Origin of the sequence: Catellatospora chokoriensis, from assembly GCF_011297315.1 — a bacterium.
In the GTDB taxonomy this organism is placed as follows: domain Bacteria; phylum Actinomycetota; class Actinomycetes; order Mycobacteriales; family Micromonosporaceae; genus Catellatospora; species Catellatospora citrea.
Map to the genome: position 1 here is coordinate 258518 of NZ_JAAOTI010000010.1, position 26429 is coordinate 284946.

26 protein-coding genes and 1 tRNA gene are annotated in these 26429 nt (G+C 71.2%); 17 read left to right on the plus strand and 10 right to left on the minus strand.

Annotated elements, in window-relative coordinates:
• The first annotated feature begins 35 nt into the window (after positions 1 to 35).
• From HAV39_RS17455 to HAV39_RS17470, 4 genes are all read left to right on the plus strand, one after another.
• Positions 36 to 992: a 4-(cytidine 5'-diphospho)-2-C-methyl-D-erythritol kinase gene (locus HAV39_RS17455; protein WP_191840237.1), complete on the plus strand. Its 957-nt coding sequence runs from the start codon at positions 36 to 38 to the stop codon at positions 990 to 992.
• 7 nt (positions 993 to 999) lie between these two features.
• On the plus strand, positions 1000 to 2802 hold the full coding sequence (locus HAV39_RS17460; protein WP_191840238.1) for an ABC-F family ATP-binding cassette domain-containing protein: 1803 nt from the start codon (positions 1000 to 1002) through the stop codon (positions 2800 to 2802).
• A gap of 76 nt (positions 2803 to 2878) precedes the next feature.
• On the plus strand, positions 2879 to 3340 hold the full coding sequence (locus HAV39_RS17465) for a DUF4383 domain-containing protein (RefSeq protein WP_191840239.1): 462 nt from the start codon (positions 2879 to 2881) through the stop codon (positions 3338 to 3340).
• Between the two features lie 50 nt (positions 3341 to 3390).
• Positions 3391 to 3885 carry a DUF4383 domain-containing protein gene (locus HAV39_RS17470; protein ID WP_191840240.1) on the plus strand — a complete coding sequence of 165 codons (495 nt, stop codon included), beginning with the start codon at positions 3391 to 3393 and terminating at the stop codon, positions 3883 to 3885.
• A gap of 91 nt (positions 3886 to 3976) precedes the next feature.
• Here the strand turns inward: HAV39_RS17470 and HAV39_RS17475 are convergent, their stop codons facing one another.
• Both HAV39_RS17475 and HAV39_RS17480 read right to left on the minus strand, forming a co-directional pair.
• Positions 3977 to 4582, minus strand: a complete 606-nt coding sequence (locus HAV39_RS17475; protein ID WP_239120511.1) for a TetR/AcrR family transcriptional regulator — start codon at positions 4580 to 4582, stop codon at positions 3977 to 3979.
• A gap of 194 nt (positions 4583 to 4776) precedes the next feature.
• Positions 4777 to 5763, minus strand: coding sequence for an acyl-CoA desaturase (locus HAV39_RS17480; protein WP_120318001.1), 987 nt, complete (start codon positions 5761 to 5763; stop codon positions 4777 to 4779).
• 135 nt (positions 5764 to 5898) lie between these two features.
• On the opposite strand from HAV39_RS17480, the gene HAV39_RS17485 reads away from it, so the two are divergent.
• The 3 genes from HAV39_RS17485 (at position 5899) to glmU (ending at position 8161) form a co-directional block, all read left to right on the plus strand.
• Positions 5899 to 6600 carry a helix-turn-helix domain-containing protein gene (locus tag HAV39_RS17485; RefSeq protein WP_191840241.1) on the plus strand — a complete coding sequence of 234 codons (702 nt, stop codon included), beginning with the start codon at positions 5899 to 5901 and terminating at the stop codon, positions 6598 to 6600.
• A gap of 24 nt (positions 6601 to 6624) precedes the next feature.
• Positions 6625 to 6696 (plus strand) — tRNA-Gln (locus HAV39_RS17490).
• 34 nt (positions 6697 to 6730) lie between these two features.
• Entirely contained in the window at positions 6731 to 8161 is a 1431-nt protein-coding gene (glmU, locus tag HAV39_RS17495; RefSeq protein ID WP_308440870.1) for a bifunctional UDP-N-acetylglucosamine diphosphorylase/glucosamine-1-phosphate N-acetyltransferase GlmU, read from the plus strand.
• Between the two features lie 56 nt (positions 8162 to 8217).
• Here glmU and HAV39_RS17500 read toward each other — a convergent pair whose 3' ends face one another.
• Positions 8218 to 8457: a helix-turn-helix domain-containing protein gene (locus HAV39_RS17500; protein ID WP_191840242.1), complete on the minus strand. Its 240-nt coding sequence runs from the start codon at positions 8455 to 8457 to the stop codon at positions 8218 to 8220.
• A gap of 226 nt (positions 8458 to 8683) precedes the next feature.
• On the opposite strand from HAV39_RS17500, the gene HAV39_RS17505 reads away from it, so the two are divergent.
• The 7 genes from HAV39_RS17505 (at position 8684) to cysN (ending at position 16211) form a co-directional block, all read left to right on the plus strand.
• A complete protein-coding gene (locus HAV39_RS17505) occupies positions 8684 to 9664 on the plus strand; it encodes a ribose-phosphate diphosphokinase (protein ID WP_191840243.1) in 981 nt (326 codons plus the stop codon).
• 381 nt (positions 9665 to 10045) lie between these two features.
• Entirely contained in the window at positions 10046 to 10684 is a 639-nt protein-coding gene (locus HAV39_RS17510) for a 50S ribosomal protein L25/general stress protein Ctc (protein ID WP_191840244.1), read from the plus strand.
• Positions 10685 to 10760: 76 nt separating this feature from the next.
• On the plus strand, positions 10761 to 11357 hold the full coding sequence (pth, locus tag HAV39_RS17515; RefSeq protein WP_191840297.1) for an aminoacyl-tRNA hydrolase: 597 nt from the start codon (positions 10761 to 10763) through the stop codon (positions 11355 to 11357).
• A 120-nt stretch (positions 11358 to 11477) separates the two neighbouring features.
• The gene (locus HAV39_RS17520; RefSeq protein ID WP_191840245.1) at positions 11478 to 13121 is read left to right on the plus strand and encodes a sugar transferase; all 1644 of its coding nucleotides are present in this window, start codon (positions 11478 to 11480) and stop codon (positions 13119 to 13121) included.
• Positions 13121 to 13900 (plus strand): 3'(2'),5'-bisphosphate nucleotidase CysQ, encoded by a 780-nt coding sequence (locus HAV39_RS17525; RefSeq protein WP_191840246.1) that lies wholly within the window; start codon positions 13121 to 13123, stop codon positions 13898 to 13900. Before HAV39_RS17520 ends, HAV39_RS17525 begins: the two co-directional genes overlap by 1 nt.
• 86 nt (positions 13901 to 13986) lie before the next feature.
• Positions 13987 to 14913 carry a sulfate adenylyltransferase subunit CysD gene (cysD, locus tag HAV39_RS17530; protein ID WP_191840247.1) on the plus strand — a complete coding sequence of 309 codons (927 nt, stop codon included), beginning with the start codon at positions 13987 to 13989 and terminating at the stop codon, positions 14911 to 14913.
• Positions 14913 to 16211: a sulfate adenylyltransferase subunit CysN gene (gene cysN, locus HAV39_RS17535; protein ID WP_191840248.1), complete on the plus strand. Its 1299-nt coding sequence runs from the start codon at positions 14913 to 14915 to the stop codon at positions 16209 to 16211. Before cysD ends, cysN begins: the two co-directional genes overlap by 1 nt.
• An 88-nt stretch (positions 16212 to 16299) precedes the next feature.
• On the opposite strand, the gene HAV39_RS17540 is transcribed toward cysN, so the two are convergent.
• The 4 genes from HAV39_RS17540 to galE all read right to left on the minus strand — a co-directional run bounded on the left by HAV39_RS17540 (position 16300) and on the right by galE (position 20345).
• Positions 16300 to 16731: a GNAT family N-acetyltransferase gene (locus HAV39_RS17540; protein WP_191840249.1), complete on the minus strand. Its 432-nt coding sequence runs from the start codon at positions 16729 to 16731 to the stop codon at positions 16300 to 16302.
• Between the two features lie 8 nt (positions 16732 to 16739).
• Positions 16740 to 18116 (minus strand): SPFH domain-containing protein, encoded by a 1377-nt coding sequence (locus tag HAV39_RS17545; protein WP_191840250.1) that lies wholly within the window; start codon positions 18114 to 18116, stop codon positions 16740 to 16742.
• 172 nt (positions 18117 to 18288) lie between these two features.
• Positions 18289 to 19374 (minus strand): galactokinase, encoded by a 1086-nt coding sequence (gene galK / locus HAV39_RS17550; RefSeq protein ID WP_239120494.1) that lies wholly within the window; start codon positions 19372 to 19374, stop codon positions 18289 to 18291.
• Positions 19371 to 20345, minus strand: a complete 975-nt coding sequence (gene galE, locus HAV39_RS17555; protein ID WP_191840251.1) for a UDP-glucose 4-epimerase GalE — start codon at positions 20343 to 20345, stop codon at positions 19371 to 19373. The genes galK and galE overlap by 4 nt, the downstream gene beginning before the upstream one ends.
• 322 nt (positions 20346 to 20667) lie before the next feature.
• Between galE and HAV39_RS17560 the strand changes: the two genes are divergently transcribed.
• On the plus strand, positions 20668 to 21591 hold the full coding sequence (locus tag HAV39_RS17560; RefSeq protein ID WP_191840252.1) for a hemolysin family protein: 924 nt from the start codon (positions 20668 to 20670) through the stop codon (positions 21589 to 21591).
• Between the two features lie 19 nt (positions 21592 to 21610).
• Here the strand turns inward: HAV39_RS17560 and HAV39_RS42715 are convergent, their stop codons facing one another.
• The gene (locus HAV39_RS42715; protein ID WP_239120493.1) at positions 21611 to 23044 is read right to left on the minus strand and encodes an RNA polymerase sigma factor; all 1434 of its coding nucleotides are present in this window, start codon (positions 23042 to 23044) and stop codon (positions 21611 to 21613) included.
• A gap of 101 nt (positions 23045 to 23145) precedes the next feature.
• Between HAV39_RS42715 and trpS the strand changes: the two genes are divergently transcribed.
• Both trpS and HAV39_RS17575 read left to right on the plus strand, forming a co-directional pair.
• Entirely contained in the window at positions 23146 to 24177 is a 1032-nt protein-coding gene (gene trpS, locus HAV39_RS17570; protein WP_191840253.1) for a tryptophan--tRNA ligase, read from the plus strand.
• Positions 24178 to 24239: 62 nt separating this feature from the next.
• Entirely contained in the window at positions 24240 to 24761 is a 522-nt protein-coding gene (locus tag HAV39_RS17575) for a 2'-5' RNA ligase family protein (protein WP_120318017.1), read from the plus strand.
• Between the two features lie 114 nt (positions 24762 to 24875).
• Here the strand turns inward: HAV39_RS17575 and HAV39_RS17580 are convergent, their stop codons facing one another.
• Complete coding sequence (locus HAV39_RS17580) at positions 24876 to 25292, minus strand: hypothetical protein (RefSeq protein WP_191840254.1); 417 nt, start codon at positions 25290 to 25292, stop codon at positions 24876 to 24878.
• A 7-nt stretch (positions 25293 to 25299) separates the two neighbouring features.
• On the minus strand, positions 25300 to 26429 hold a 1130-nt coding region (locus HAV39_RS17585), incomplete at its 5' end, for a YihY/virulence factor BrkB family protein (protein WP_223124419.1).

A 26429-nucleotide genomic window follows, 5' to 3' on the forward strand; every position in this document is an offset into this window, starting at 1 on the left:
CGGGTGATTGCGGCGGGGCCAGTACGCTGGTCGGCGTGACAGAGGCGTGGACGCTCGGCGGCGACGACGATGACCTGGCGGGAGCCTTGTCAGGACCGGTCCGGGTGAGAGTGCCCGCGAAGATCAACCTGCACCTCGGGGTCGGCCCGCTGCGGTCCGACGGCTACCACGAGCTGCACACGGTGTACCACGCCATCTCCGTGTACGACGAGGTCACCGCGCGCGCCGGGGACACGCTCAGCCTGACCATGCAGGGCGAGGGCGTCGGCGAGCTGGAACTCGACGACAGCAACCTGGTGATCCGGGCCGCGCACGCGCTGGCCGCGACCGCCAAGGTGCCCGCCCACGCCCGGCTGCACCTGCGCAAGACGATCCCGCTCGCGGGCGGCCTGGCCGGCGGCTCCGCCGACGCCGCCGCGACCCTGGTCGCGCTGGACGCGCTGTGGGGCACCGGGCTGGGCCGCGACGAGCTGGCCCGGGTCGCCGCCACGCTCGGCTCCGACGTGCCGTTCCTGCTCTACGGCGGCACCGCGCTGGGCACCGGCCACGGCGAGGCGGTCAGCCCGGTGCTGGCCCGCGCCAACCGGTGGCACTGGGTGGTGGCGTTCGCCGACGGCGGCCTGTCCACTCCGCAGGTGTACGGCGAGCTGGACCGGATGCGCGCCGCGGGCACCGCGCCGGCCCCGCTGAACAGCAGCGACGACCTGCTCAGCGCGCTGCGCCAGCGGGACCCGGCGGTGCTCGGCGCGGCGCTGGGCAACGACCTGCAGGCGGCCGCGCTGTCCCTGCGGCCCGCGCTGGCCGACACGCTCGACGTGGGCGACAAGGCCGGCGCGCTCGCCAGCCTGGTCTCCGGCAGCGGCCCGACCTGCGTCTTCCTGGCACGTGACGAGGCACACGGGGCCGACCTGGCCCAGGCGCTGCGCGAGTCGGGCCTGTGCCGCGGGGTGCAGCAGGCGTACGGAGCCGTGCACGGCGCCCGGATAGGCTGACCTCACCATGGCCAATATCATCAATCTGGACCGGGTCGGCAAGGGCTACGGCCCGACCGGTCCCCTGCTCACCGACGTCTCCCTAGGGCTCGACGACGCCGACCGGATCGGCGTGGTCGGCCTCAACGGCGCGGGCAAGTCGACCCTGCTGCGGATGCTGACCAAGGCCGAGGACCCCGACTCCGGGCGCGTCACCCACCGCCGCGACCTGCGCGTGTCCGCGCTGCCGCAGGCGCTGGACCTGGCCCCGGACCTGACCGTACGCGACGTCGTGCTCGGCGACGCCTGGCTGCCCGCCGCGTTCGAGGCCGAGCACGAGTGGGCCGGCGACTCCGGGGTCCGCAACATCCTCGACGGCCTGGGCATGCCCGGCCTCGGGCTGGACCAGCCCGTCGGGCCGATGTCCGGCGGCGAGCGGCGGCGCATCGCGCTCGCCGCGCTGCTGGTGCGCCCGACCGACCTGCTGATCCTCGACGAGCCCACCAACCACCTCGACATCGCGGGCGTCAACTGGCTGGCCCGCTACCTCAACGAGAGCCTGCGCGGCGCGCTGGTCGTGGTCACCCACGACCGGTGGTTCCTGGACGCGGTCTGCAACCACATCTGGGAGGTCGCCGACCAGCAGGTGCGGGCGTACGACGGCGGCTTCGCCGCGTGGATCCTGGCCCGCGCCGAGCGGGAACGGGTCGCCGCGGTGACCGAGTCCCGCCGCCAGAACCTGCTCCGCAAGGAGATCGCCTGGCTGCGCCGCGGGCCGCCGGCCCGCACCTCGAAGCCGAAGTTCCGCATCGACGCCGCCAACGCGCTCATCGCCGACGTGCCCGAGGCCCGCGACCAGGTCACCCTGGCCAAGCTGGCCACCGCCCGGCTGGGCCGCCAGGTGTACGACCTGGAGAACGTCACCCTGTACGCGGGTCCGAAGCTGATCCTGGACGACGTCACCTGGCACGTCGGCCCCGGCGACCGGATCGCCCTGCTCGGCGCGAACGGCGCGGGCAAGTCGACGCTGCTGCGGCTGCTGGCCGGGGTCACCGAGGCGGCCGGCTTCCGGGCCGGCCAGACGGTGCGCCCCGCGTTCCTGTCCCAGGAGCTCGCGGAGCTGCCCGGCGAGCTGCGGCTGCTGGAGGCCGTCGAGCAGGTGGCCCGGCGGGTCAAGCTCGGCGACCGGGAGCTGTCGGCGTCGCAGCTGGCCGAGGTGTTCGGCTTCACCGACCGCCGGGTGTGGACCCCGGTGGCGGACCTGTCCGGCGGCGAGCGCCGCCGGCTGCAGATGCTGCGCCTGCTCGCGGGCGAGCCGAACGTGCTGATCCTCGACGAGCCCACCAACGACCTGGACACCGACACCCTGGCCTCGCTGGAGGACCTGCTCGACACCTGGCCTGGCACGATGATCGTGGCCAGCCACGACCGCTACCTGGTCGAGCGCGTCTGCGACAAGGTGTACGGCCTGTTCGGCGACGCCAAGATCCGGCACCTGCCGGGCGGTGTCGACGAGTACCTCCAGCGCGTTGACCACGAGGCGGCGCGGGCGGGCGGGGCCACGGCCGCGGCGGCCGGACAGCCGAAGGCCGAACGCACCGGCGGTCCGAGCGCGGCCGAGGTGCGGGCGGCGAAGAAGGAGGTCTCGCGGGTCGAGCGGCAGATCGACAAGCTCGACCAGCGGGTGGCGAAGGTGCACGCGCAGATGGCCGAGCACGCCACCGACTTCGCGAAGATCGCCGAGCTGGACGCCACCCTCAAGGCGCTGCAGGACGAGCGCGGGCTGCTCGAGGACGAGTGGCTCAACCTCGCGGAGCTGATCTCCGAATAGCTGGCATGAAGCGGGTCAGGGGAGGCCTGATAACCTCACGCCGCCCCTGACCCCTCGCACCCGCCGGAGCTGCGACATGGCTTCCCACATGCCCGTCAACCACTCCCTGCGCCCGCTGTACCGCGGGCTCGCCCTGCTCGCCGGGCTGTTCGTGCTGGCGTTCGGGGTGCTCGGCTACCTCGACAGCCAGGGCGAGCCGCTGCTCCACCAGGGCGACGCCAGCGCGCTCGGCCTGAAGACCAACCCCGCCTTCTCGTACGCGAGCATCGCGGCCGGTGCCGCGGTCCTGCTGGCCACGCTGGTCGGCCGCAACCTGGACCGATTCGTCGACATGTGGGTCGGCGTCGGCTTCATGCTCGTCGGCACCGCGATGCTGGCACTCATGCACACCGACTCGAACGTGCTGAACTTCACGATGGCGACCTGCATCGTCTCGTACCTCATCGGCTCGGTCCTGTTCACCGCCGGGATGTACGTCAAGGTCGGCTCGGCCGCCAAGGCCGCCGCTGAGGAGAAGCACCGCGTCGGCGCGGCCTGATTTGCCGCGAATCGGTCCCGCCGGGACACTCCCGGCGGGACACTGGGCCTATGCATCTACCGGTCAATCACCGACTAAGGCCCCAGTGGCGCTTCCTGGCGGGACTGTCGGGTGCGTACCTGCTGGTGTTCGGCATCGTCGGCGCCATCCGCACCGCCGGTGAACCGTTCTTCTCCCGCGGCGACACCGAGGCGCTCGGCCTGAAGACCAACCCCGCGTTCGCCTGGCTGTCGATCATCGTCGGCGTGGTCGTGCTCGGCGGCGCCATCATCGGCCGCAACATCGACCACTTCATCAACATCTGGGCCGGCGGCATCTTCATGCTGGCCGGTCTCGTCATGCTGACCGTCATGCAGACCTCGGCGAACAAACTCAACTTCGAGATCTCCACCTGCGTGGTCTCGTTCATCCTCGGCACGATCATGCTGATCGCCGGGATGTACGGCAAGGTCGGCACACCGGCCGAGTCCATCGCCGAAGAGGTCCTGCGCCACAGCACCCGCCCCGGCGACAAGTTCGCCGTCAAACCCCACGCCAACAAGTAGGCCGTGTCATGCTCGCCGGCTACCGCGGCCTTGATCGATGCCATCCTGCGCTTCGCTCCGGATGACACCGAGCGGCCGCCACCGCAGGCGACTACTTGACGCCCTTGCGGGTCAGCAGGGCGGGCTTGGGCTCCAGATGCGACAGACCGTTCCAGCACAGGTTGACCAGGTGCGCGGCCACCGTCTCCTTGCGTGGCTTGCGCACCTCCAGCCACCAGCGGCCGGCCAGCGCGACCATGCCCACCAGCGCCTGCGAGTACAGCTCGGCCAGCTTCGGGTCGTAGCCGCGCGTCTTGAACTCCGCGCCGAGGATGTGCTCGACCTGGTGCGCGACGTCGTTGAGCACCGAGGAGAAGTTGCCCGACGAGGACATCACCGGCGACTCGCGCACCAGCACGCGGAAGCCGTTGGTCTCCTCCTCGATGTAGTCCAGCAGCGCCAGCGCCGCCTGCTCCAGCAGCTCGCGCGGGTGCCCCGCGGTCAGCGCGGAGGTGACCCGGGTCAGCAGCGAGGTGACCTCGCGGTCCACCACGACGGCGTACAGGCCTTCCTTGCCGCCGAAGTGCTCGTAGACCACCGGCTTGGAGACCTTGGCGCGGGAGGCGATCTCCTCGATCGAGGTCGCGTCGAAACCGCGCTCGGCGAACAGCTGCCGTCCTACGGAGATCAGCTGCTCGCGGCGCTGGGAGAAGCTCATCCGCACCCGTGAGCCGGTCTTCGGGGCGGCAGCCTGCCGGGCCGGCCGGGCGTCACGGGAGTCGTCTGCCACGCCCCCATCCTGCCAGGAGGATGAGGGCGGCGCTGGTGGGGAGTCCTCGGAGGTTCGCCTGGACGGCGAACCTCCGGGACGAGCCGCCAGCGGAAGGGAGTCGCCGGTCGTGTCGACCGTCGTCACCGGGCCAGCTTGAGCTCGGCGTCCCGGTCGAGCATCTTCGCCTGGAGCCGGTCGGCCTTGGGCCACTTGACGTTCGTGGCCCAGCCGAACTTCTCGAAGAACCAGATCACCCGGGCCGAGATGTCGATCTGGCCGCGCATGACGCCGTGCCGGGCACAGGTCGGGTCCGAGTGGTGCAGGTTGTGCCAGCTCTCGCCGAAGGACAGGATCGCCAGCGGCCAGAAGTTGGAGGCCTTGTCGCCCTCGCGCATCTCGAACGGGCGCTCGCCGTAGACGTGGCACACCGAGTTGATGGCCCAGGTGACGTGGTGCAGCAGGCCGATGCGGATCAGGCCGGCCCAGAAGAACGCGGTCAGCGCGCCCTGCCACGACCAGGTCACCAGGCCGCCGACGACGGCCGGCGCGAACGCGGTGGTCAGGGACAGCAGGCCGAACAGCTTGTCGACCTTGGCGATGTCCTTGTCGGCCAGCAGGTCCGGCGCGAACCGGGTGCGGTTGGACAGCTCGCGGGCGAACAGCCAGCCCACGTGGGCGTGGAACATGCCCTTGGTCAGGCCCTTGAAGGAGTTGCCGAACCGCCACGGCGAGTGCGGGTCGTCCTCGAGGTCGGAGTACTGGTGGTGGCGGCGGTGGTCGGCGACCCACTGGGTCGGCGAGCCCTGCACGGCCATCGCGCCCGCGACCGCCAGCGTCACGCGCAGCCAGCGCGTCGCCTTGAAGGAGCTGTGCGTCAGGTAGCGGTGGTAGCCGACGGTGATGCCCAGGCCGGTCACCACGTACATCACCGCGAAGATGACCACGTCGGTGACGTTCAGCCAGCCGCCCCAGGCGACCGGCACGACCGCGAACAGCGCCAGGAACGGCAGGACCACGAAGGCCCAGAGCCCGATCAAGGTGCCCTTCGACTGGGCTCCCTCGGTCAGCGGCTTCTGTCCGCGAGCAGTCGCGGTGCCGGTAGGCGTGTCGATGGCTGTCGTGGTCATGGCACCTCGCTGGAGCTGGGTGGAAGGCACGGTTTGGGATACCTACGACACCGTAACCTACGGGTCCGTAGTTTGACAGTGGCAGCTCCTGAGAAATTCCCTGGAGTTGTCGTACGCACGTCCTAAATTCACGGCGTGGCCAAGGCGGAACTACGTGCACAGGCAGTGGCGTTGCGCGAGGCAGGATGCTCGGTGCCCGACATCGCGGCGCGGCTGGGCGTGGCCCGCTCGACGGCATTCACGTGGGTTCGCCATGTGCCGCTACGGGACACAGGCGAACGGGCGGCCCGTCGGCGCGAGCACTCGAAACGCATGACGGACGCGCAGTGGTCCAGGCACCGACTGGAGCGCGACCAACGTCATCGGAAGGTTGTCGGCACAGCTGCCGTGCGGGTCGGGCGGCTTACCGAACGCGAGCTGCGGCTGGTGGGCGCGGTGCTCTACTGGAGCGAGGGCGCCAAGCACAAACCATGGCGACCCACGGATTGGCAGGTCACCTTCACCAACAGCGACCCCGTCCTGGTGGAGCTGTTCTTGAGGTTCGTCGAGTCGACGGGCCGGTCGCGCCATGATCTTCGCTACCGGCTCAGCGTCCACGAGTCGGCGGACGTGCCCGCTGTGCAGGCCTGGTGGGCAGAGAAACGGCGCCTCGTCGAGGGGACCGTCGGCTCCGTCACGCTGAAACGGCATACGCCGTCGACCGGTCGCCACAACCAGGGCGTCGAGTACAGAGGCTGCCTCGTGGTCACCGTTCCGCGGGGCCGTGAGCTCTACTGGCACATCGAGGGTCTGCTGGAAGGGCTGGCCAGAAGTGGGCGACCGGAGGCGGCGGGGTAGGCGCTAAGCTGTCAGGCGACCCGATCGGCTGTGGTGTAATTGGCAACACTCGCGCCTTTGGAGCGCGCTTTCCAGGTTCGAGCCCTGGCAGCCGAGCTAGCAACGTGTTCGGATCGACGTTAGGCAGCTCGTGACTCGTACGGTGATCGTCCTCGCTGCGGGCGAGGGTAAGCGGATGAAGTCGGATCTGCCGAAGATGCTGCATCCGCTGCTCGGCCGCTCCCTGGTGGGCCACGTGCTCGCCGCCGCCGCCCCGCTGGGCGCGGAGCGCACCCTGGCCGTCGTCGGCAACCGCGCCGACCAGGTCACCACGCACCTGTCCGAGATCGCGCCGGACGTGAGCACCGCCCTGCAGGCGCAGCAGAACGGCACCGGCCACGCGGTCCGCATCGCCGTCGAGGCGCTCGGCGAGCTGGACGGCACCGTGGTGGTGCTCAACGGCGACGTGCCGCTGCTGCGGCCGCAGACGCTGCTGGAACTGGTCGAGGCGCACGAGTCGGCGGGCGCCGCGGCGACCGTGCTGGGCGCGGCGGTGCCCGATCCGACCGGCCTGGGCCGGCTGGTCCGCGACGCCGACGGCGGGCTGGCCCGCATCGTCGAGGAGCGCGACGCGACGCCGGAGCAGCGGGCGATCCGCGAGATCAACGCGGGCATCTACGCCTTCGACGCGGCCGCGCTGCGGACCGCGCTGGCGAAGCTGACCACCGACAACGACCAGGGCGAGGAGTACCTCACCGACGTCTTCGAGCTGTTCGTGACGCAGGGCTCGCCGGTGCGCGTGCACCTGGCCGCCGACGCGTCCGAGACGCTGGGCTGCAATGACCGGGCCGAGCTGGCATCGCTGCGGGCGCTGCTGCGCGACCGGATCAACCTGGAGCTGATGCGGTCCGGCGTGACCATCGTCGACCCGGCCACGACCTGGGTCGACGCGACCGTGACGGTGGAGCGTGACGCCCTGCTGGAGCCGAACGTGCAGCTGCGCGGGGCGACGAGCGTGGGCGAGGGCGCGGTGGTGGGCCCGGACGTGACGCTGATCGACACGGTGGTGGGCGAGCAGGCCCAGGTGGTGCGCGCGCACGCGGTGCAGGCCGAGATCGGCCCGAACGTGTCCGTGGGGCCGTACGCGTACCTGCGTCCCGGGGCGCGGATCGGCCGCAAGGGCAAGGTCGGCACGTTCGTCGAGATCAAGAACGCGTCGCTGGGCGAGGGCACCAAGGTGCCGCACCTGACCTACGTGGGCGACGCGACGATCGGCGAGCAGACCAACATCGGCGCGGGCAACCTGTTCGCGAACTACAGCGGCAGCACCAAGAGCCACACCGTGATCGGCTCGCACGTGAAGACGAGCTGCGACACCACGTTCGTGGCGCCGGTGCGGATCGGTGACGGGGCCTACACGGCGGCCGGTTCGGTGATCGACAAGGACGTGCCGCCGGGCGCGCTCGCGGTGGCACGGGCGCACCAGCGCAACATCGAGGGCTGGGTGCGCCGGTCCCGTCCGGGCAGCGCGGCGGCCGAGGCGGCCGAGCGGGCCGAGCAGGCGAGCTCCGAAGAGGGCTGAACAACGGCGAATGGCGCGGCCCGGGTGGGTCGCGCCTTTTTCGTGTGCGGGCCGGGTCAGCGGCGGTCGGGCTGCTCGTCCTCGCCCTCGAGCCAGCCGCGCTTGGCGGCCTCGGCCCCGAGGGAGAACTGGTTCTTCGCGCCCGTGGCCTGCTTCAGGCTGGCGATGTGGTCGTGCACGGCGCGCTCGCTGAGGAAGACCAGTTTGGTGATGGTCTGCACGGTGAAGCCTGCGGCGAGCAGCAGGAGGATCCGGCGCTGAACGAGCGTCGGTTCTCCGGACCGGTCCCGGGCCATCGAGCGGAGCCTTTCTGTACGGACACTGGTACGTGACGAAGGTAGCGCCCGCCCGCCGGGCCGGGCAAGGCACCCTGGTGTCAGCTGCGTGAACTCCGAGCAAGCGGTCTGTCCGTGATCTGTCGCACCCGGGAACGGCCTTGCTGGCTGGTTGGCGAACCGCCGGGAGAGGATGAACCGAAAAGGTGATACTGACCGCAGACCATCGTGAAGGGGCGGCAAGCCGATGGGCAGCATCGTCACTGAGAACCGCAAGAATCTGATGCTCTTCTCGGGCCGGGCCTACCCCGAGCTCGCGAAGGAGATCGGCGAGGTGCTGGGCGTGGGGGTGACCCCGACGACGGCATACGACTTCGCCAGTGGTGAGACGTTTGTCCGTTACAAGGAGTCGGTCCGCGGTTCGGACGCCTTCATCGTCCAGTCCATGAGCCAGCCCGTGAACAACTGGATCATGGAGACGCTGCTGATGGTCGACGCGGCGAAGCGCGGCTCGGCCAAGCGCATCACCGTGGTCCTGCCGTTCTACCCGTACGCCCGGCAGGACAAGAAGCACCGCGGCCGCGAGCCGATCTCCGCCCGCCTCATCGCGGACCTGCTCAAGACCGCCGGCGCGAACCGCATCCTGACCGTCGACCTGCACACCGCGCAGATCCAGGGATTCTTCGACGGCCCGGTGGACCACCTGTTCGCGATGGACATCCTCGCCGACTACGTGCAGGCCAACTACGGCCACCGCGAGCTGACCGTGGTGTCGCCGGACTCGGGCCGGGTGCGAGTCGGCGAGCGCTGGACCGACCGCCTGGGCGGCTGTCCGCTGGCGTTCATCCACAAGACCCGCGACCCGCTCAAGCCCAACCAGGTGGTCGCGAACCGGGTCATCGGCGAGGTCGCGGGGCGCACCTGCATCCTGGTCGACGACATGATCGACACCGCGGGCACGATCTGCAAGGCCGCGGACATCCTGTTCGACAACGGCGCCGCGGACGTCATCGTGACGACCACCCACGCCGTGCACTCCGACCCCGCCACCGAGCGCCTGAAGAACAGCCGCATCAGCGAGGTCATCGTCACCAACACGCTGCCGCTGGGTTCCGACAAGCAGTTCGACAAGCTGACCGTGCTCTCCATCGCCCCGCTGCTGGCCCGCGCGATCCGCGAGGTCTTCGACGACGGCTCCGTCACCACCCTCTTCGGCGGCCTCAGCTGACAGCCTTACCGCGGCCGCCCTACGCGCCGCCCCGTTTCCGATAGACGTTGGCCTATCAGATCGAGTTTGATCTACAAATTCTCGATCAGATAGGCCAACGTCTATCGTTGGCTGGGCCGTGGTGCGGCCGGTCGGAGTCGGGCGGCGCTGCCCCGGGGGCGGGTCCGGGTGATGCGGGCGGAGCTGGGGTGACATGGGCCGCCCCGCCGGGAATCACCGAAAGTGATCGGGTACAGTAATCGGGTTGCCACGGCGAGGGTGCCCTGCGGGTCGAAAAGCCTGTTGATGGCGCCGTGATCGACGCGGTGCTCCGGGTCATGGTTACCCCGCGCGCCCTCGTTCGCTCGGCCTGACAGAGACCCGTTGAGCAGGAGAAGAATCGTGTCTGAAGTTAAGATCAGCGCCGAGCCGCGTACCGAGTTCGGCAAGGGCGGCGCGCGTCGCACCCGCCGCGCGGGCCTCGTGCCCGCCGTCATCTACGGTCACGGTGAGGCCCCGCGCCACATCGCCGTGCCGGCCCGTGAGTTCGCTGCCGCCATCCGTCACGGTGGCATCAACACCGTCTTCGAGCTGGTCGGCCCCGACGGCACCAAGACCCTGGCGCTGCCGAAGGCCATCCAGCGCGACCCGCTGAAGGACACCTTCGAGCACATCGACATGATCATCGTCAAGCGCGGCGAGCAGGTCACCGTCGAGGTCCCCGTGCACCTGGTCGGCGAGGCCGCCAAGGGCACCCTGGTGATGACCGAGCACGACAAGATCGCCATCGCTGCCGAGGCGCTGCACCTGCCCGAGTTCGTCGAGGCCTCGATCGAGGGCCTGGAAGCCGGCTCCCACGTCACCGCCGGTGACATCAAGCTGCCGCGCGGCGCGCAGCTGGTCGCCGAGGCCGATACCATCGTCGCCGTCGTGAGCGTGGCTCCGACCGCCGAGCAGCTCGAGGGCGAGACCGCCGAGGCGCCGGAGGCGGCCGAGGAAGAGGCCGTCGAGGCTGCCGAGACCGTGGCTGCCGAGGCCTGATCGGTTTAGCGTTCGACCGTGGCGTCCTTCATGCTGTGAGAGCGTGAAGGACGCCACGAGCGTATTCAGGGGAGTGTTGATGGAGCAGGCCGCACCGTGGCTGATCGTCGGCCTGGGCAATCCGGGACCGCAGTACGCCGCCAACCGGCACAATGTCGGGTTCTTCATCGCCGACCTGCTCGCCGAGCGCACCGGCGTGAAGTTCGGCCGGCATCGCAAGGCCGTCGCCGACGTGGCCGAGGCCCGGCTCGGGTTCGGCGTGGACGCGCCGCGGCTGGTCCTGGTGAAGCCGCTGACCTACATGAACCTGTCCGGCGGTCCCGCCGCGGCGCTGAGCCAGTTCTACAAGGTGCCGCCGGAGCAGGTCATCGCCGTGCACGACGAGCTGGACATCCCGTACGGGCAGCTGCGGCTGAAGGTCGGCGGCGGCGAGGGCGGCCACAACGGGCTGCGCTCGATGACCAAGTCGCTGGCCACCAAGGAGTACCTGCGGGTGCGGTTCGGCGTGGGCCGCCCGCCCGGCCGCCAGGATCCGGCGGACTTCGTGCTGTCGGACTTCTCCGCGGTGGAACGCAAGGAGCTGGAGTTCCTGGTGGACCGGGCGGCGGACGCGGTGGAGTCGATCGTGAAGAGCGGTCTGGCCGCGGCCCAGCTGACGTACCACACGGCCTGATCCCCGGCAGTTCAGCGCCGTCACATTTGCCCCTTTCTCGCGTTGTAACCGTCAGGCGCACCTTCCCTGCCCGATTTACGCAGGCCGCAGGTGTTGCCGGGTCGTGACGGGGGGCATTCCATGGAGCAGCGCCGAGACGACGATCGGCGCGGCCCGCGGCCCTACCCGCAACGCCACCGGCACATCGACGCCTCCGGGGCGCTGTCCTACACCGCCGCGCCCACGCCCGCCGGTCCGGCGCCGTTCAGTCCCGCGCCGGTCGGCCTCGTCGCGGTGCGCCCGCAGACCCCGCAGCACCGGCCCGCCGCGGGCCGCCGCCCGCTGCACCGCGGCAGCACCCACATCGGCACCCCGGTCCGCGAGCTGGACCGCCGCAAGGGCTGGGAGCAGCGCTACCTGCGCACCCTGCTCGGCTCGGACCTGCTCGTCGGCGCGGCCGCCGGGGTGCTCGTCTACATGCTGCGCTTCGGCACCTCGATCACCCCGTACACCAGCACCTACGTCCTGCTGTCGCTGGCCCTGCCGTTCGCGCTGCTCGCGTCACTGGCGCTGACCAGGGCCTACGACAAGCGCTACCTGTACGTCGGCACGCAGGAGTACGACCGGGTCATGCGCGGCGGGCTGTGGCTGATCGCGAGCGCGGCGATCGGCTCGTACGCGCTGGAACTGCCCACCGCCCGCTCGTACGTGCTCATCGCGCTGCCCGCCGCCACCGGCACGCTGGTGCTGACCCGCTTCCTGATCCGCAAGCGGCTGCACCGGCGGCGCGAGCGCGGCTCCTGCCTGCGCCGGACCATCGTGGTCGGGCACGAGCTGGCCATCATCGGCCTGACCCGGCAGCTGTGCCGCGAGCGCTTCCACGGCCTGGAGGTCGTCGGCGCGTGCGTCCCGCGCGGCAGCGACGGCCGGGTCGGCCTGCCCGTGTACGGCACCTTCGACGACGTCGCGCCGGCCGTACGGGCCGCGGGCGCGGACACCGTGATCGTGCTCAGCTGCCCCGAGCTGGACGGGCACGCGCTGCGCCGGATGGCCTGGCAGCTGGAGCGCGACGAGATCGACCTGATCGTGGCCAGTGCCCTGATCGACGTGGCCGGCGGCCGGACCACCATCCGCCCGGTGGACGGGCTGCCGATGTTGCACGTGGAACATCCGCGGCTGTCCGGCGGCAGCCGGGTGGTGAAGGAGCTGATGGACCGGGCCGGGGCGGCGCTGCTGCTGGTGCTGTCCGCGCCGCTGCTGCTGGTGATCGCGATGGCGCTGCGCATCGACTCCGCCGGACCGGCGCTGTTCAAGCAGGTGCGGGTCGGCAGGGACGGCCGTGAATTCGTCATCTACAAGTTCCGTACCATGTATACCGACGCCGAAGCGCGGCTGGCCGAGCTGAGGCATCTCAACGAGCACGACGGGGTGCTGTTCAAGATCCGGGACGATCCGCGGGTGACCGCGATGGGCCGCTGGATGCGCCGCTACTCGCTGGACGAGCTGCCGCAGTTGCTGAACGTGCTGCTGGGACAGATGTCGCTGGTGGGGCCACGGCCGCCGCTGCCCTGCGAGGTCGCCGCGTACGCCGACGACGTGCGGCGCAGGCTGGCGGTGAAGCCCGGCATGACGGGACTCTGGCAGGTCTCCGGGCGTTCCGACCTGCCGTGGGAGGAGGCGGTCCGGTTGGATCTCCGCTATGTCGAGAACTGGTCGATGTCCATGGACCTGCTCATCCTCCTGCGTACGCTGACCGCCGTCGCCCGTAGCTCTGGAGCGTATTGATGCCCCCCGTGGAAGACGGCGCGTTCGCCGTATGGCTGGCCCGACAGGCCGGCGATCTGCTGCTCGCTCTGCGTGACGAACTCGGCTTCGACGACCCGGCGGGCCTGCGCGCCGCCGGTGACAAGCGGTCGCACGACCTGCTCATGACCGAGCTGGCCCGGTGGCGTCCCGCCGACGCGGTGCTGTCCGAGGAGGGCGTGGACGACCCCGCCCGGCTCACCGCCAACCGGCTGTGGATCATCGACCCGCTCGACGGCACCCGCGAGTTCGGCGAGCCGGGCCGCGTCGACTGGGCGGTGCACGTCGCGCTGTGGCGGCGCACCGGCGAGCACGGGGGTGTGCTCGCGGCGGGGGCCGTCGGCCTGCCCGCGCAGCAGCGCGTGCTCGGCAGCGAGCCGGCCGCGCCGTACCCGCCGCTGTCCCCGTCGGTGGCCGCCGGCGGCCCGATCCGGATCGCGACCAGCCGCACCCGCCCGCCGTCGTTCCTCGCCGCGGTCGCCGAGCAGGTCGGCGCGCAGCTGGTGCCGATGGGCTCGGCCGGCGCCAAGATCGCGGCTGTGGTCACCGGCGAGGTGGACGCGTACCTCCACGGCGGCGGCCAGTACGAGTGGGACTCGGCGGCCCCGGTCGCCGTCGCCGCCGCGGCGGGCCTGCACACCTCGCGCATCGACGGCTCACCGCTGGTCTACAACCAGTCGGACGCGAGCCTGCCCGATCTGCTCGTCTGCCGCCGGGATCTGGCCACCGACCTGCTGTCGGCTGTGTCACAGCATTCCTGATCCGGGTAAGCGCGACGTTTCTTGATCGGCAAGCGCGCCCGCGTGTACGTTAGATTCCCGAGTAAATCACTAGGAAAGGTCTGGACATGATCCAGCCTGCGTCTGAGCAGCCGGCTGCGTACCGGGTCTCGCACCTCGACGCTCTCGAAGCCGAGAGTCTCTTCGTGATGCGGGAGGTGGTGGCGGAGTTCGAGCGTCCGGTGCTGCTGTTCTCGGGTGGCAAGGACTCGATCGTGATGCTGCGCCTGGCGCAGAAGGCGTTCGCTCCGGCCCGGATCCCTTTCCCCGTGATGCACGTCGACACGGGCCACAACTTCCCCGAGGTGCTCACCTACCGCGACCGCCGCGTGCAGGAGCTCGGCCTGCAGCTGATCGTCGCGTCGGTGCCGGATGCGCTCGCGCGCGGCCTGGTGACGGAGCCCGCCGGCGGTTCGCGTAACCGGATCCAGACCCCGGTGCTGCTGGACGCGGTCGACAAGTACCGCTTCGACGCGCTGTTCGGCGGTGCGCGCCGGGACGAGGAGAAGGCCCGGGCCAAGGAGCGGGTGTTCTCGTTCCGGGACGAGTTCGGGCAGTGGGATCCGAAGAATCAACGCCCCGAGCTGTGGTCGCTGTACAACGGCCGGCACCACCCCGGTGAGTCGATCCGGGTGTTCCCGCTGTCGAACTGGACCGAGTTGGACATCTGGCACTACATCGCGCGGGAGGAGATCCCGCTGCCGTCGATCTACTACGCCCACGAGCGTGAGGTCGTGTCCCGGGACGGGATGCTGTTCGCGGTGAACGAGTTCATCGCGGCCAAGCCGGGTGAGAACGTGTTCAAGGCCCGCGTCCGCTACCGGACGGTCGGTGACGCCACGCTGACCGCCGCGGTGGCGTCCGAGGCGGACACGGTGGAGAAGGTGATCGCCGAGGTCGCCGCCACCCGGGTGACCGAGCGTGGTGCGACCCGTGGTGATGACAAGGTCAGCGAGGCGGCGATGGAAGACCGCAAGCGTGAGGGGTACTTCTGATGACCGCTGTTGCTGAGCCCGTGGCCGCGGCCCGTGCGGAGGCCAGGATCGATCTGCTGCGCTTCGCGACGGCCGGGTCGGTCGACGACGGCAAGTCGACGCTGATCGGCCGGCTGCTCTACGACACCAAGAGCCTGTTCGAGGACCAGCTCGAAGCGGTCGAAGCCGTGTCGGCGGCCCGTGGTGACGAGTACACGAACCTCGCCCTGCTGACCGACGGCCTGCGGGCCGAGCGCGAGCAGGGCATCACCATCGACGTCGCCTACCGCTACTTCGCGACCCCGCGGCGCAAGTTCATCATCGCCGACACCCCCGGGCACATCCAGTACACCCGCAACATGGTCACCGGCGCCTCCACCGCGGACCTGGCCCTGGTCCTGGTGGACGCGCGCAAGGGCATCGTGGAGCAGTCGCGGCGGCACGCCTTCCTGTGCTCGCTGCTGCGCGTCCCGCACCTCGTGCTGTGCGTCAACAAGATGGACCTCGTCGACTTCGACCAGGCCGTCTACGACCGGATCGTCGACGAGTTCACCAGCTTCGCCGCGAAACTCGACATCACCGACCTCGCGATCATCCCGATCAGCGCGCTCAACGGCGACAACATCGCGACCCGGTCGGCGAACATGCCGTGGTACGAGGGCCCGAGCCTGCTGCACCACCTGGAGCACGTGCACATCGCGTCGGACCGCAACCTCGTCGACGTGCGCTTCCCGGTCCAGTACGTGATCCGCCCGCAGTCCACGACCGTGACCGACTACCGCGGCTACGCGGGGCAGGTCGCCTCGGGCATCCTGAAGCCCGGTGACGAGGTCATGGTGCTGCCCTCCGGCATGACCACGAGGATCGCCGGCATCGACACCGCCGACGGGCCGGTCGCCGAGGCGTTCCCGCCGATGAGCGTGACCGTCCGGCTCGAGGACGAGATCGACGTCTCCCGCGGGGACATGATCTGCCGGCCGCACAACGCCCCCACCCCGGCCCAGGACATCGAGGCGCTCGTCTGCTGGATGGACGACAAGCCGCTGACCGTCGGGGCCAAGTACACGGTCAAGCACACGACCCGCACCGCCCGCGCCATCGTCAAGGGCCTGCAGTACCGGCTCGACGTCAACACCCTGCACCGCGACGAGACCGCCGGGCAGCTCGGGTTGAACGACATCGGCCGCGTCCGGCTGCGCACCACGGTCCCGCTGATGGCCGACGAGTACCGCCGCAACCGCACCACCGGCGGGTTCATCATCATCGACGAGGCCACCAACCGCACCGTCGCCGCCGGCATGATCATCGAAGCCGCCTGACCGAGCCGCGAGCGCACCACGGAACCGCACCCGCCCGGCCCCGGGCAGGTGCGGTTCCGCATGCCACCACCCATCGTGCGCCTTCGGGTCAGCCGGTGATGCCGTAGCTGACGTAGCCGTCGACCTCGTGGAAGCCGAGGCTGCGGTAGAGGGCGCGGGCGGCGGTGTTGTCGTGCTCCGTCTGCAGGGAGATCCGGCGTGCCTGCGCGGCGCGGGCGGCCGCCACCGCATGGGTCACCAGCGCCCGGGCGTGGCCGCTGCCGCGGTGCTCCGGGGGCACGTACAGGTCCCGGATCATCCAGAACGTGCCGAGCGTCAGGGACGCGGGCATCACCAGCGCCGTGAGCAGCCCGCAGGGGCGTCCCTCGGCGAAGGCGGCACTGATCCGCAGCCCCGACGGGCCCGCCTGCTCCTGCAGCCACTGCCGGGTCGCGCCGTATCCCCGCTGCTGTCCGTAGTGCGCGCGGTAGTCGTCGAACAGCCCCGCGACCGCGCCGAACGCGGCGTCGGACGGGCTCACCCAGGCGATCATTCGCGCGACGCCACCGCAGACCGGATCGCGGTGACCGCGGCGGCCAGCTCGGCGACGATGCCGGCCAGGCTGCCGCCGTCGGCGCCGGACAGGTTGACCGTACGCAGCTCGTCCGGCTTGGGCAGCTTGGCGACGATCTCCGGCAGCCGCGCGATCAGCTCGGCCTGCACGGCCTCGGGCGAGCGCCCGTTGGCGATGTCCTGGCTGACCCGGTCGCGCTCCAGCTCCAGCAGCGCGGCGGCATGCAGCTGCTCGGCACGGTCGCGGGCGACGGCCAGCTCGTGGTCCAGGGTGAGGCGCTGCAGCGTCTGCTCCAGCTCCAGGCGCAGCCGGCGCATCTCGGTCTCCTGCGCGTGCCGCTGCTGCTCCAGTTCCAGCTCGTGCAACGTCGTCTCGCTGGCCTGGCTGGCCAGCGCGCGGGCGTCGGCCTGATCGCGCTCGCCCCGGCGCAGCCGTTCGGCGGCGTCCCGGTCGAACGCGGCGGCGGCGTTGCGGGCCTTGAGGTCGGCGAGCTCGCGGTCGTTCTCCAGGCGCTGCAACTGGTCCAGGCGCTGGGAGGCCAGCTCCCGGCCGGTGATGATCTCCTGGGCGCCGAGCTCGGCGAGCCGGGCGAGCTGGCCCTGCTCGGAGCGGAACGGCTTCTGCAGGTTCTCCCAGAGCCGGGCCGAGGTGACCACGGCCTCCTTGATCTGCACGGTGACGATGCGCAGGCCGAGGCCGGTGTCGCTGTCACCGGCCCCTTCGGCGACGCCGCGCAGGCGGGCGGTCAGCTCCTCGATGATGGGCTGCTTGTCGCTGAGCACCTCGTGCACGCTCATCGTGGCGACCTTGTCCTTGATCGCCGCTTCGGCCTGCTCCTTCAGCTGGAGGTTGACCAGCCGCATCGGGTCGGAGGCGTCGCCGAAGTCGAGCTTGCGGTAGGCGGTGGCGATGTCCTGGACGATCCACTGGACGTACGCCTGGACGAGCACGCCCTGCAGCTCGCGGCAGATGCAGAAGGCGTTGAGCAGGATGGTCTGCATGGTGCCGGGCACCACGAGGTAGGAGTCGGTGGCCGACCGGTACCGGAAGGACGTGCCGAGTCCCAGGTGCAGCGGCTTGTCGCGGCCGCGCCGGGTGTGCACGACGAACGCGTTCGGCGGCACGAGCACGGTCTTCCACGGGCCGAAGCCGGTGACCCGTACGTCGACGGCCGTGGGCGGGGTGGTCGCCGCCTCGGCGGCGCTGCGCCGGGCCCGGTTGCTGGTGTCGCCGCCACCGCCGGGAGCCGGGGCCTGGGCCATGGGGGCCTTCTTGACCCGCAGGTCCTGCTCCAGTTGTGCCGACTGGGCCACGACCTGGTCGAGGTAGGTGTTGCGCTCCGCGGAAGCCATGCGCGGCATCCTGCCGCATGCCCGCAAGACCGTCCACTGTGGTGTCGGGAAGGACACCGTCCCGAAGCTTGATGGCGGCTCAGCGCACCCGTCCCGCCTGCTCGGCCGTGGTCACCTGTTAGGAAGGGCACCTTCTGCAACGCGGAGCGTGGTGAAGGTGCCCTTCCTTTGCTCAGGACAGGCGGTGGGCGCCGGGGGAGGGGAGGGCGAGGAAGGTGGCGGGCGGGTTGAAGCCGCGGGCCGCGAAGGCGGTGGTGACGGCTTCGGCCACGGTGGCCGCTTTTTCGGCCTCCACCAGGGCGAGGACGCAGCCGCCGAAGCCGCCGCCGGTCATCCGGGCGCCGTACGCGCCGGCGGCCAGGGCCGTCTCGACGGCTTCGTCCACTTCGGGCACCGTGATCTCGAAGTCGTCGCGCATCGAGGCGTGCGAGGCGGTCATCAGCGGGCCGATCTCGCGCAACCGGCCCTCGCGGAGCAGGGCGATGGTGTCCAGGACACGGGCGTTCTCGGTGATGACGTGGCGGGCGCGGCGCAACAGCAGTTCGTCGTCCAGCCGGGCCAGGTCGTCGAGGGTGGCGTCGCGCAGTGCGGGCACGCCGAGCAGCGCGGCGGCGCGCTCGCACGCGGCGCGGCGGGCGGCGTACTCGCCGTCGACCAGCTGGTGCGGGGCGCGGCTGTCGACGACGAGGACGGCCAGGCCCTGACCGGCCAGGTCGAGCGGGACGTGCTCGGTGTCCATGCTGCGGCAGTCGAGGAACAGCGCGTGGCCCTCGCGGCACAGCGTCGAGGCCGACTGGTCCATCACCCCGCAGGGCACGCCGACGTACACGTTCTCGGCGCGCTGAGCCAGCAGCGGCCGCTGCTCCAGCGGGATGTCGAGCCCGCCGAGGTCGGCCAGCGCGGACAGCACCGCGCATTCGAGGGCCGCGGACGAGGACAGCCCCGCCCCGCCCGGCACGTCGGAGTCGATGGACAGCCGCGCGCCGGGCACCTCGTGACCGGCCTCGCGCAGCACCCAGACCACCGCCGCCACGTATGCGGCCCAGCCGGTGACCGGCTCGGACAGGTCGAAGGTGACCGTCTGCCCGGTCAGCGTCGAAGTGACGGTCCACTCGGGACGGTCGAGGCGCGCCGCGGTGACGACGGTCCGCTGCGGCAGCGCGAACGGCAGCACGAAGCCGTCGTTGTAGTCGGTGTGCTCGCCGATCAGGTTGATCCGGCCCGGCGCGGCCCATACGCCCTGGTCGGTGGTGGTCACAGCCCGCTCCGGAAGAAGGTCCAGGCGTCGGCGACGATGTCGCGCAGGTCGGGCTTCGCGGGCGTCCAGCCGAGCTCGGCCCGGGCCTTCGCCGACGAGGCGACCAGCTCGGCCGGGTCCCCGGGGCGGCGCGGGGCCATCTCCACCGGCAGCGGGTGGCCGGTGACCTCGCGCACCGCGTCGACGACCTCCTTGCAGGAGAAGCCGGTGCCGTTGCCGAGGTTGTAGATCCGGTGCTCGCCGGGGCGGGCCGCCTCCAGCGCCAGCAGGTGGGCCTGGGCCAGGTCGCCGACGTGGATGTAGTCGCGGATGCAGGTGCCGTCGGGGGTCGGGTAGTCGTCGCCGAAGATGGCGAGCTTCTCCCGCTGCCCGGCCGCGACCTGCAGCGCGATCGGGATCAGGTGGGTCTCCGGGTCGTGCCGCTCGCCGATCGTCGAGCCGTCCGGCAGCACCAGCGCGCCGGCGACGTTGAAGTAGCGCAGGCTGACGGCGGCCAGGTCGTGGGCGTGCGCCTCGGAGGCGATGGCCATGTCGACGGCGAGCTTGGTCGCGCCGTACGTGTTGACGGGCTTGGTGATCGCGGTCTCGGTCAGCGGCAGCTCGGACGGGTCGCCGTAGGTGGCCGCGGTGGAGGAGAACACCAGGCGCTTCACCCCGGCCGCGCGCATCGCGTCGAGCAGGGCCAGCGAGCCGACCGTGTTGTTGTCCCAGTGCAGTTCGGGCTGCGCCATCGACTCGCCGGCCGCGATCAGGCCGGCGAAGTGCAGCACGGCGTCGAACCCGGCGTCGGGGGTGAGCACGGTGGCGGCGTCGTGGATGCGCGCCTGCACCAGGCGTGCGCCCGCGGGCACCTGGGAGGCGTCGTTGCGGGAGAGGTCGTCGAGCACCACGACCTCGTGGCCGGCGTCGACGAGCAGCCGCGCCACGGCACTGCCGACGTATCCGGCCCCCCCGGTGACCAGTAACTTCATGGAAGACGCTCCCTCAACTGCTGGTGCGGGCCAGCCTAGCCCGCGCCGTGACACCCGTATCGTTGCTGCTATCTGATCATATTCAAACATAAAACAACAGGCTCCAACGCCTCCGAGTGCGGCCGGTCGGCCGGCCGGGCACCCGCGAATTCCGGGAAATCGCCGTCCCCGGCCTGCCTGTGCCCCTCGTCATGCGGGCAGGACGATCCGGGAACGCTAATATGCGGCCATGTCCGTGCCCCGGCAGAACACCCCCCGTCAGCGGGATGCCCATGGCCGCGAGCCGCGCCGACGGGAGCCCCGGTTACGTCCGCCCGGGCGGATGGCCCGTGCCGTCGCGCCGGCCATCGTACGGGCCGCCGACGCGCTGACCCGCTGGACGAGCCGCGTGCTGGGGGTCGAGGCGACCGCCGGGCGCGAGCAGATCACCGAGGCTGAGCTGCGCGAGCTGGTCGCCGTGAACACCGCGCTGGACCCGGAGGAGCGGCACATCATCAGCAAGGCGCTGTCGCGCTCCGCGGCCACGCTGCGCGAGGTGATGGTGCCCCGCACCGAGGTGTGGTTCCTGACGGTGAGCATGACCGTCGCGGAGGCGATCGCCGAGGCCCGCGAGGCCGGGCACACCCGCATGCCGATCGCCGACGGCAGTCACGACGACGTGGTGGGCTTCGTCCACCTGCGCGACCTGCTCTGGGACGAGCGGCCGGACCGCTCGGTGCGCGAGCTGTCCCGCGAGATCAAGCGGCTGCCCGCCAGCAAGCCGGTGCTCGCCGCGCTCTCGGAGATGCGCCGGGAGCGGCACACCATCGCCGTGGTCGTCGACGAGTACGGCGGCACCGCCGGCATCGTGACGCTGGAGGACCTGATCGAGGAGCTGGTCGGGGAGATCCACGACGAGTACGACGACACCCCCGCCGCGCACGCCCCGGGCGGGCCCGCGCCGGACGAGGTCGACGGCATGCTCAACCTCGCCGACTTCGCCGAGCGCACTGGCATCACGCTGCCCGCGGGGCCGTACGAGACGGTGGGCGGTTTCCTGATGAGCGCGCTGGGCCGGCTGCCCGCCGCCGGGGACAGCGCCACCCTGGAGGCCTACCGGCTGACCGTGCTCGCCCTGGACGGCCGCCGGGTCGCCCGGGTCAGGCTCACACCGGTGGACCTGACCCCGGTGGACCCGGCCCCGGCGGATCCGATCTTGGCGGACCCGATCCCGGTGGACCCGACGCCGCTGTCCGACCCGGCCTGACCGCCGAGCGGCGACCGGGTCAGCGGATGGGCAGCTTGTGCCAGGTCAGGCCGTCCGTGGAGACGGCCGTCCAGCCGGCGCGGAACAGGTCGAGCGCGACGTAGCCGTCGGTCGTGGCGCGCAGCTCGCCGACCGGCGGCAGGGAGCCGCCCGCCTCGACGAAGCTCGCGCCCAGGTCGCCGCTGACGTAGAACCGGCTCTCCGGACCGGCCACCAGGATGCGGCCGTCGGGCAGGTAGACCGGCTCGCCGATGGGTGCGAAGGCGGCCCCGCCGGAGACGCGTACGGGCACGCGGCCCGCGTACACCCCGATGATCTTGTTGTCTTTCAGGGCGAACGCCAGCACGTCCTCGCCGCGCACGGTGGCGGTGACCCGGTCCGCGCCCGCCGCGCCCGGCAGCACGTGACGCTGCCACTGCGCGCCGTCGGCGGCCGAGGCCAGGTAGGCCGTGCCGCCGTCCAGCCCGGCCACCCACGCCAGGCCCGACGGGGTGCGGCCGCGTGCGGCCCAGGTGACCGTGAGCCCGGAGCCGCCGGGCGGGACGGGCGGCTTCGCGCCGGTGTCGGCGACGATCTGCCACGTCTGGCCGCCGTCGGCGGTGCGGGCGAAGGTCGGCCGGCAGCTGGGCAGCTCCCGGCTGCCGCAGGCGGTGCGCAGCCAGCCCGCCGCGCCGTCGAGCTCGAACTCGGTGATGAAGCCCGGCACGTCCGGGGCGGTGGCGGGGTTGAAGATGCCGTCGATGACCAGGCCTGCCGCGGAGCCCGAGCCCGAGTACACGGGCGCGGGCGGCGCGGTGACCGGGGCGCTGGGCGAGGTGGCCGTGTCGTCCGGCGACAGCTGCGGCCGCCACGGCTGGAACACGCCCACGGCGGCGATCAGCAGCACCGCGGCGGCGCTGGCGGCCTGCGCGGTGCGGCGGCGGGCCTTGATCCGCCCCGCGCGGACCCGCACCTGCTCCAGCGGCGGCGCATCGACGTCGTCGAGCAGCCCCCGCAGCGCGTCCCGGCCCCGGGAGAGCCGTGACTTGACCGTGCCCACGGGGACCTCCAGCAGTTCGGCGACCTCGTCCAGGGGCAGATCGGCGAGGTAGTGCAGGACGACGACCTCGCGGTACCGGCTCGGGATGGCAGCCAGCGCCGCGCGCAGGTCGGTGTTGTCGGGCTCCGGCGCGGCCGCGGTGACCCGGGTCAGCGGCCGCTCCCGCAGCAGGATGGTGTCCAGCAGCTGGCGGCGCCGCCAGCGGCGGCGCACCACGTTGATGGCGACGGTGCGCAGCCACGCCTCCGGCGCGTCCACATCGCTCAGGCCGTGCCGGCGGGCCAGCGCCCGGGCGAAGGCCTCCTGGACGGCGTCCTGCGCCTCGGTCAGGTCGGTGGTGAACGCGTAGACCTGCGCCACCAGCCGGCGGTACCCGGCGTGGTACAGCTCACCCAGCTCGTCCTGCGCGGTCATGGTCTCCCCGGTCGCTCGTCTCGGCGACTCTAGTGAGTCCCGCCACCGGCTGCCGGTTCCCAGGTTCGTGGCCGGATCATCCGGGTGGGAGAATGGCGTCCATGTCCTTCGACGCGACCCAGCACAGCAAGCCCCGGGTGCTCTCCGGGATCCAGCCGACCGGCGGTTCGTACCACCTGGGCAACTACCTGGGCGCGGTGCGCAACTGGGTGGGCATGCAGGAGACGCACGACGCGTTCTACTGCGTGGTCGACCTGCACGCGATCACGGCCGGGCACGACCCGAAGCTGCTGCGCGAGCGCACCCGGGTCAGCGTGGCGCAGCTGCTGGCCGCCGGCCTCGACCCGGCCCGCTGCACGGTCTTCGTGCAGTCGCACGTGCCCGAGCACGCCCAGCTCGGCTGGGTGATGAGCTGCATCACCGGCTTCGGCGAGGCCAGCCGGATGACCCAGTTCAAGGACAAGTCGAGCAAGCAGGGCGCGGAGCGGTCCAGCGTGGGCCTGTTCACGTACCCGATCCTGCAGGCGGCCGACATCCTGCTCTACCAGGCCGACTCGGTGCCGGTGGGCGAGGACCAGCGCCAGCACCTGGAGCTGACCCGGGACCTGGCGCAGCGCTTCAACTCGCAGTTCGGCAAGACGTTCACGCTGCCGCAGCCGCACATCGTCAAGGAGACCGCCAAGATCCTTGACCTGCAGGACCCGAGCGCCAAGATGTCGAAGTCGGCGTCGACCGGCAACGGCCTGATCGAGCTGCTGGAGCCTGCCGCGAAGATCGCGAAGAAGATCAAGTCGGCGGTCACCGACACCGGCCGCGACATCGTCTTCGACCCCGAGGCCAAGGCGGGCGTGAGCAACCTGCTGACCATCTACTCCGCGCTGTCCGGCCGCCCGATCCCCGAGCTGGTCGAGGCGTACGCCGGCAAGGGGTACGGTGACCTCAAGAAGGACCTCGCCGAGGTGGTGGTGGAGTTCGTGGCGCCGTTCCAGCAGCGCACCCAGGAGTATCTCGACGACCCCGCGCAACTGGACAAACTGCTGGTCATCGGTGCCGAGAAGGCCCGTACCGTCTCGGTGCCGACGCTGGCTACGGTTTACGACAAGATCGGGTTCTTGGCTCCGGCGGGTCGGTAGAACCAGCAGCGGAGCTCGGCCCCCCAGGGCGTTGGCAACGGCAGTTCAGCCAGGAGGCGTCGGTGGAGCGCACCATCGGTATCGCGATCGGCATCCCGCAACCGTGGGGTGCCGAACTCGACGCGGCCCGCGCGTCCACCGGCGACCCGCTCGCGGCGCTGATCCCGTCCCACGTCACCCTGCTCGGCCCGACCATGCTGCCGGTCTCCGCCGACCTGGACCGCCGCCTCGACGAGCTGCTGCACAGCGTGGCGGAGCAGAACGCGCCGTTCTCCATCCAGCTGCGCGGCACCGGCACGTTCCGGCCGGTCAGCCAGGTGGTGTTCGTGGCGCTGGCGACCGGCATCGGGGAGTGCGAGCAGCTGGCCGGCGCGATCCGCACCGGTCCGCTGGCCCGTGACCTGGCCCACCCGTATCACCCGCACGTCACCATCGGCCACGACGTGCCGGAGCCCGCGCTCGACGACGTCTTCGACCGCATGGCCGACTACTCGGCCCGCTTCGACGTCGACCACTTCACCCGCTACGAGCACAACGGCAGCGGCAGCTGGCAGCCCATCCGGGACTACGCCTTGCGCGGCTGACGCCCCGCCCTGCCGCGCTCCGCACGCCAAGATCGCCTGCAGTTCCGGGGAAACCGCGCGAACGAGTGGCTCGTTTCGTGCGGTTTCCCCGAAAGTGCGGAGCAGGAAGCGGCGTCAGGCCCCGGTGAGGCGGGCGGAGATGCGGGCGAAGCCCGCCTTCAGCTCGGCGGCGCTGGGGGCCTCGACGACGTGGTCGTCATGGTCGTGGTCATGGTCGTGCTCGTCGTCCGCGTCGTCGTCGAGCACGTCGTCGATCTCGTCGGCCTCCTGCGCGGCCAGGTCCTGCGCGTTGGCGATCTCCGCGCGGATCTGGTCCAGCGAGGTCGCCGGCAGCAGCGGTTCGACCACCGCCATCAGGTCCTCGTCGGCGACGACGTGCTGCGCGAGCGCGAGCGCGTGCGGGCGCTCGTACGGCCCGCAGACCACCGGCTCCCACTCCTCGTCGTCGTCGAGCGGGCCGAAGGTGATGATCCAGGGAAGGTCCAGCTGCGGCGATCCGGCCGGCAGCTCCAAAGTCACGAGTGCACCCACGCGACCATCATCGAGCTTCGCGATGCTTTTCGGGGGCCTTCGGCGTATCCGGCGCGTCGGAGTCGTCCGGGCCCTCCAGCCGAGCGGCCCGATCCGCGGCGTCGTCCTCGGCCTCGGCCTGCACCGCCTCGGCCTCGGCCTTGGCGATGTCGCCGGGCGGCACCCACTCCAGATGGTGCTTGCGCGGGCGGCCCCAGGCCAGGTCGAACACCTTGCCGTTGGCGGAGGTGGCCGCGTAGGAGACCGCCCAGAGCACGATCTGGTTGAACAGGTACAGGTACAGCAGGAGGCCGACCGACGCGGCGACCGCGACGTACGCCGGGTTGTTCTCGGTGCGCTGGACGAAGTACCGGCCGAACTCGTTGAGCAGGGTGAGGCCCACCGCGATGATGCCGATCGCGGGCAGCAGCCGCCGGGGCGTCATGTGCACGCGCGGCAGCACGGTGATCAGCGCGAATCCGATCATGGCGTTGACCAGGACCGTCACCGAGTAGATGCTCACCTTCAGCCAGAAGTCGCCGCTGGTGCCCGGGAGCAGGTCGAACAGCGTGACCAGGCCGTCGATCGCGGTCAGCGAGACGGCCATCAGCAGGCCGAGGGCGATCAGCATGCCGAAGTCGGTCAGCCGCAGCACGAGGAAGTTGCCCGGGTGCTGGTCCAGCCCCCAGATCGCGCGCTGCGACGAGCGCCAGGCGTCCACCCAGCCGATCCCGGCCAGCACGAGGCTGACCAGGCCGACGGTGCCGATGGAGCCGGCCGAGGTGCGCAGCTGCTCGGTGTTCACCGCCGGGAAGTAGGCGAGCAGGAACCGGTCCACGTCGGCCACCAGCTCGGCGTTGCCGGAGAAGACCTTGACCAGCACCGCGTACGCCACCATGGTCAGCGCGAACGCGGCGAAGAAGGCGTAGTAGGCGATCGCCGCGGCCAGCCGCCCGGCCAGCACGTCGGCGTAGCGTTCCTTCATCCGCCACAGGTGGTCGAACGCGGCGGACCGCTTGCGAGCCCGGTCCACCGACGCGTCGTAACGGGCGCCGACGACCTCGGTCATCCGCTGCACCCAACCCACCACAGCCACCACCCCCTCATCCTCCCCGACCCCCGCACCACCCCGCCGCCCGATCCCCCACCGCCCGCGCC

Excerpts from the sequence above, each read along its gene's own strand:
- cysN (WP_191840248.1), top strand. The coding sequence starts at position 14,913 with ATGACCGCTGTTGCTGAGCCCGTGGCCGCGGCCCGTGCGGAGGCCAGG.
- HAV39_RS17500 (WP_191840242.1), bottom strand. The coding sequence starts at position 8,457 with ATGGCCCGGGACCGGTCCGGAGAACCGACGCTCGTTCAGCGCCGGATC.
- HAV39_RS17475 (WP_239120511.1), bottom strand. The coding sequence starts at position 4,582 with ATGAGCTTCTCCCAGCGCCGCGAGCAGCTGATCTCCGTAGGACGGCAG.
- trpS (WP_191840253.1), top strand. The coding sequence starts at position 23,146 with ATGTCCTTCGACGCGACCCAGCACAGCAAGCCCCGGGTGCTCTCCGGG.
- HAV39_RS42715 (WP_239120493.1), bottom strand. The coding sequence starts at position 23,044 with ATGACCGCGCAGGACGAGCTGGGTGAGCTGTACCACGCCGGGTACCGC.
- HAV39_RS17520 (WP_191840245.1), top strand. The coding sequence starts at position 11,478 with ATGGAGCAGCGCCGAGACGACGATCGGCGCGGCCCGCGGCCCTACCCG.
- galE (WP_191840251.1), bottom strand. The coding sequence starts at position 20,345 with ATGAAGTTACTGGTCACCGGGGGGGCCGGATACGTCGGCAGTGCCGTG.
- HAV39_RS17545 (WP_191840250.1), bottom strand. The coding sequence starts at position 18,116 with ATGGCTTCCGCGGAGCGCAACACCTACCTCGACCAGGTCGTGGCCCAG.
- HAV39_RS17560 (WP_191840252.1), top strand. The coding sequence starts at position 20,668 with ATGGCCCGTGCCGTCGCGCCGGCCATCGTACGGGCCGCCGACGCGCTG.
- HAV39_RS17480 (WP_120318001.1), bottom strand. The coding sequence starts at position 5,763 with ATGACCACGACAGCCATCGACACGCCTACCGGCACCGCGACTGCTCGC.
- HAV39_RS17465 (WP_191840239.1), top strand. The coding sequence starts at position 2,879 with ATGGCTTCCCACATGCCCGTCAACCACTCCCTGCGCCCGCTGTACCGC.
- HAV39_RS17460 (WP_191840238.1), top strand. The coding sequence starts at position 1,000 with ATGGCCAATATCATCAATCTGGACCGGGTCGGCAAGGGCTACGGCCCG.
- HAV39_RS17505 (WP_191840243.1), top strand. The coding sequence starts at position 8,684 with ATGGGCAGCATCGTCACTGAGAACCGCAAGAATCTGATGCTCTTCTCG.
- HAV39_RS17470 (WP_191840240.1), top strand. The coding sequence starts at position 3,391 with ATGCATCTACCGGTCAATCACCGACTAAGGCCCCAGTGGCGCTTCCTG.
- HAV39_RS17525 (WP_191840246.1), top strand. The coding sequence starts at position 13,121 with ATGCCCCCCGTGGAAGACGGCGCGTTCGCCGTATGGCTGGCCCGACAG.
- cysD (WP_191840247.1), top strand. The coding sequence starts at position 13,987 with ATGATCCAGCCTGCGTCTGAGCAGCCGGCTGCGTACCGGGTCTCGCAC.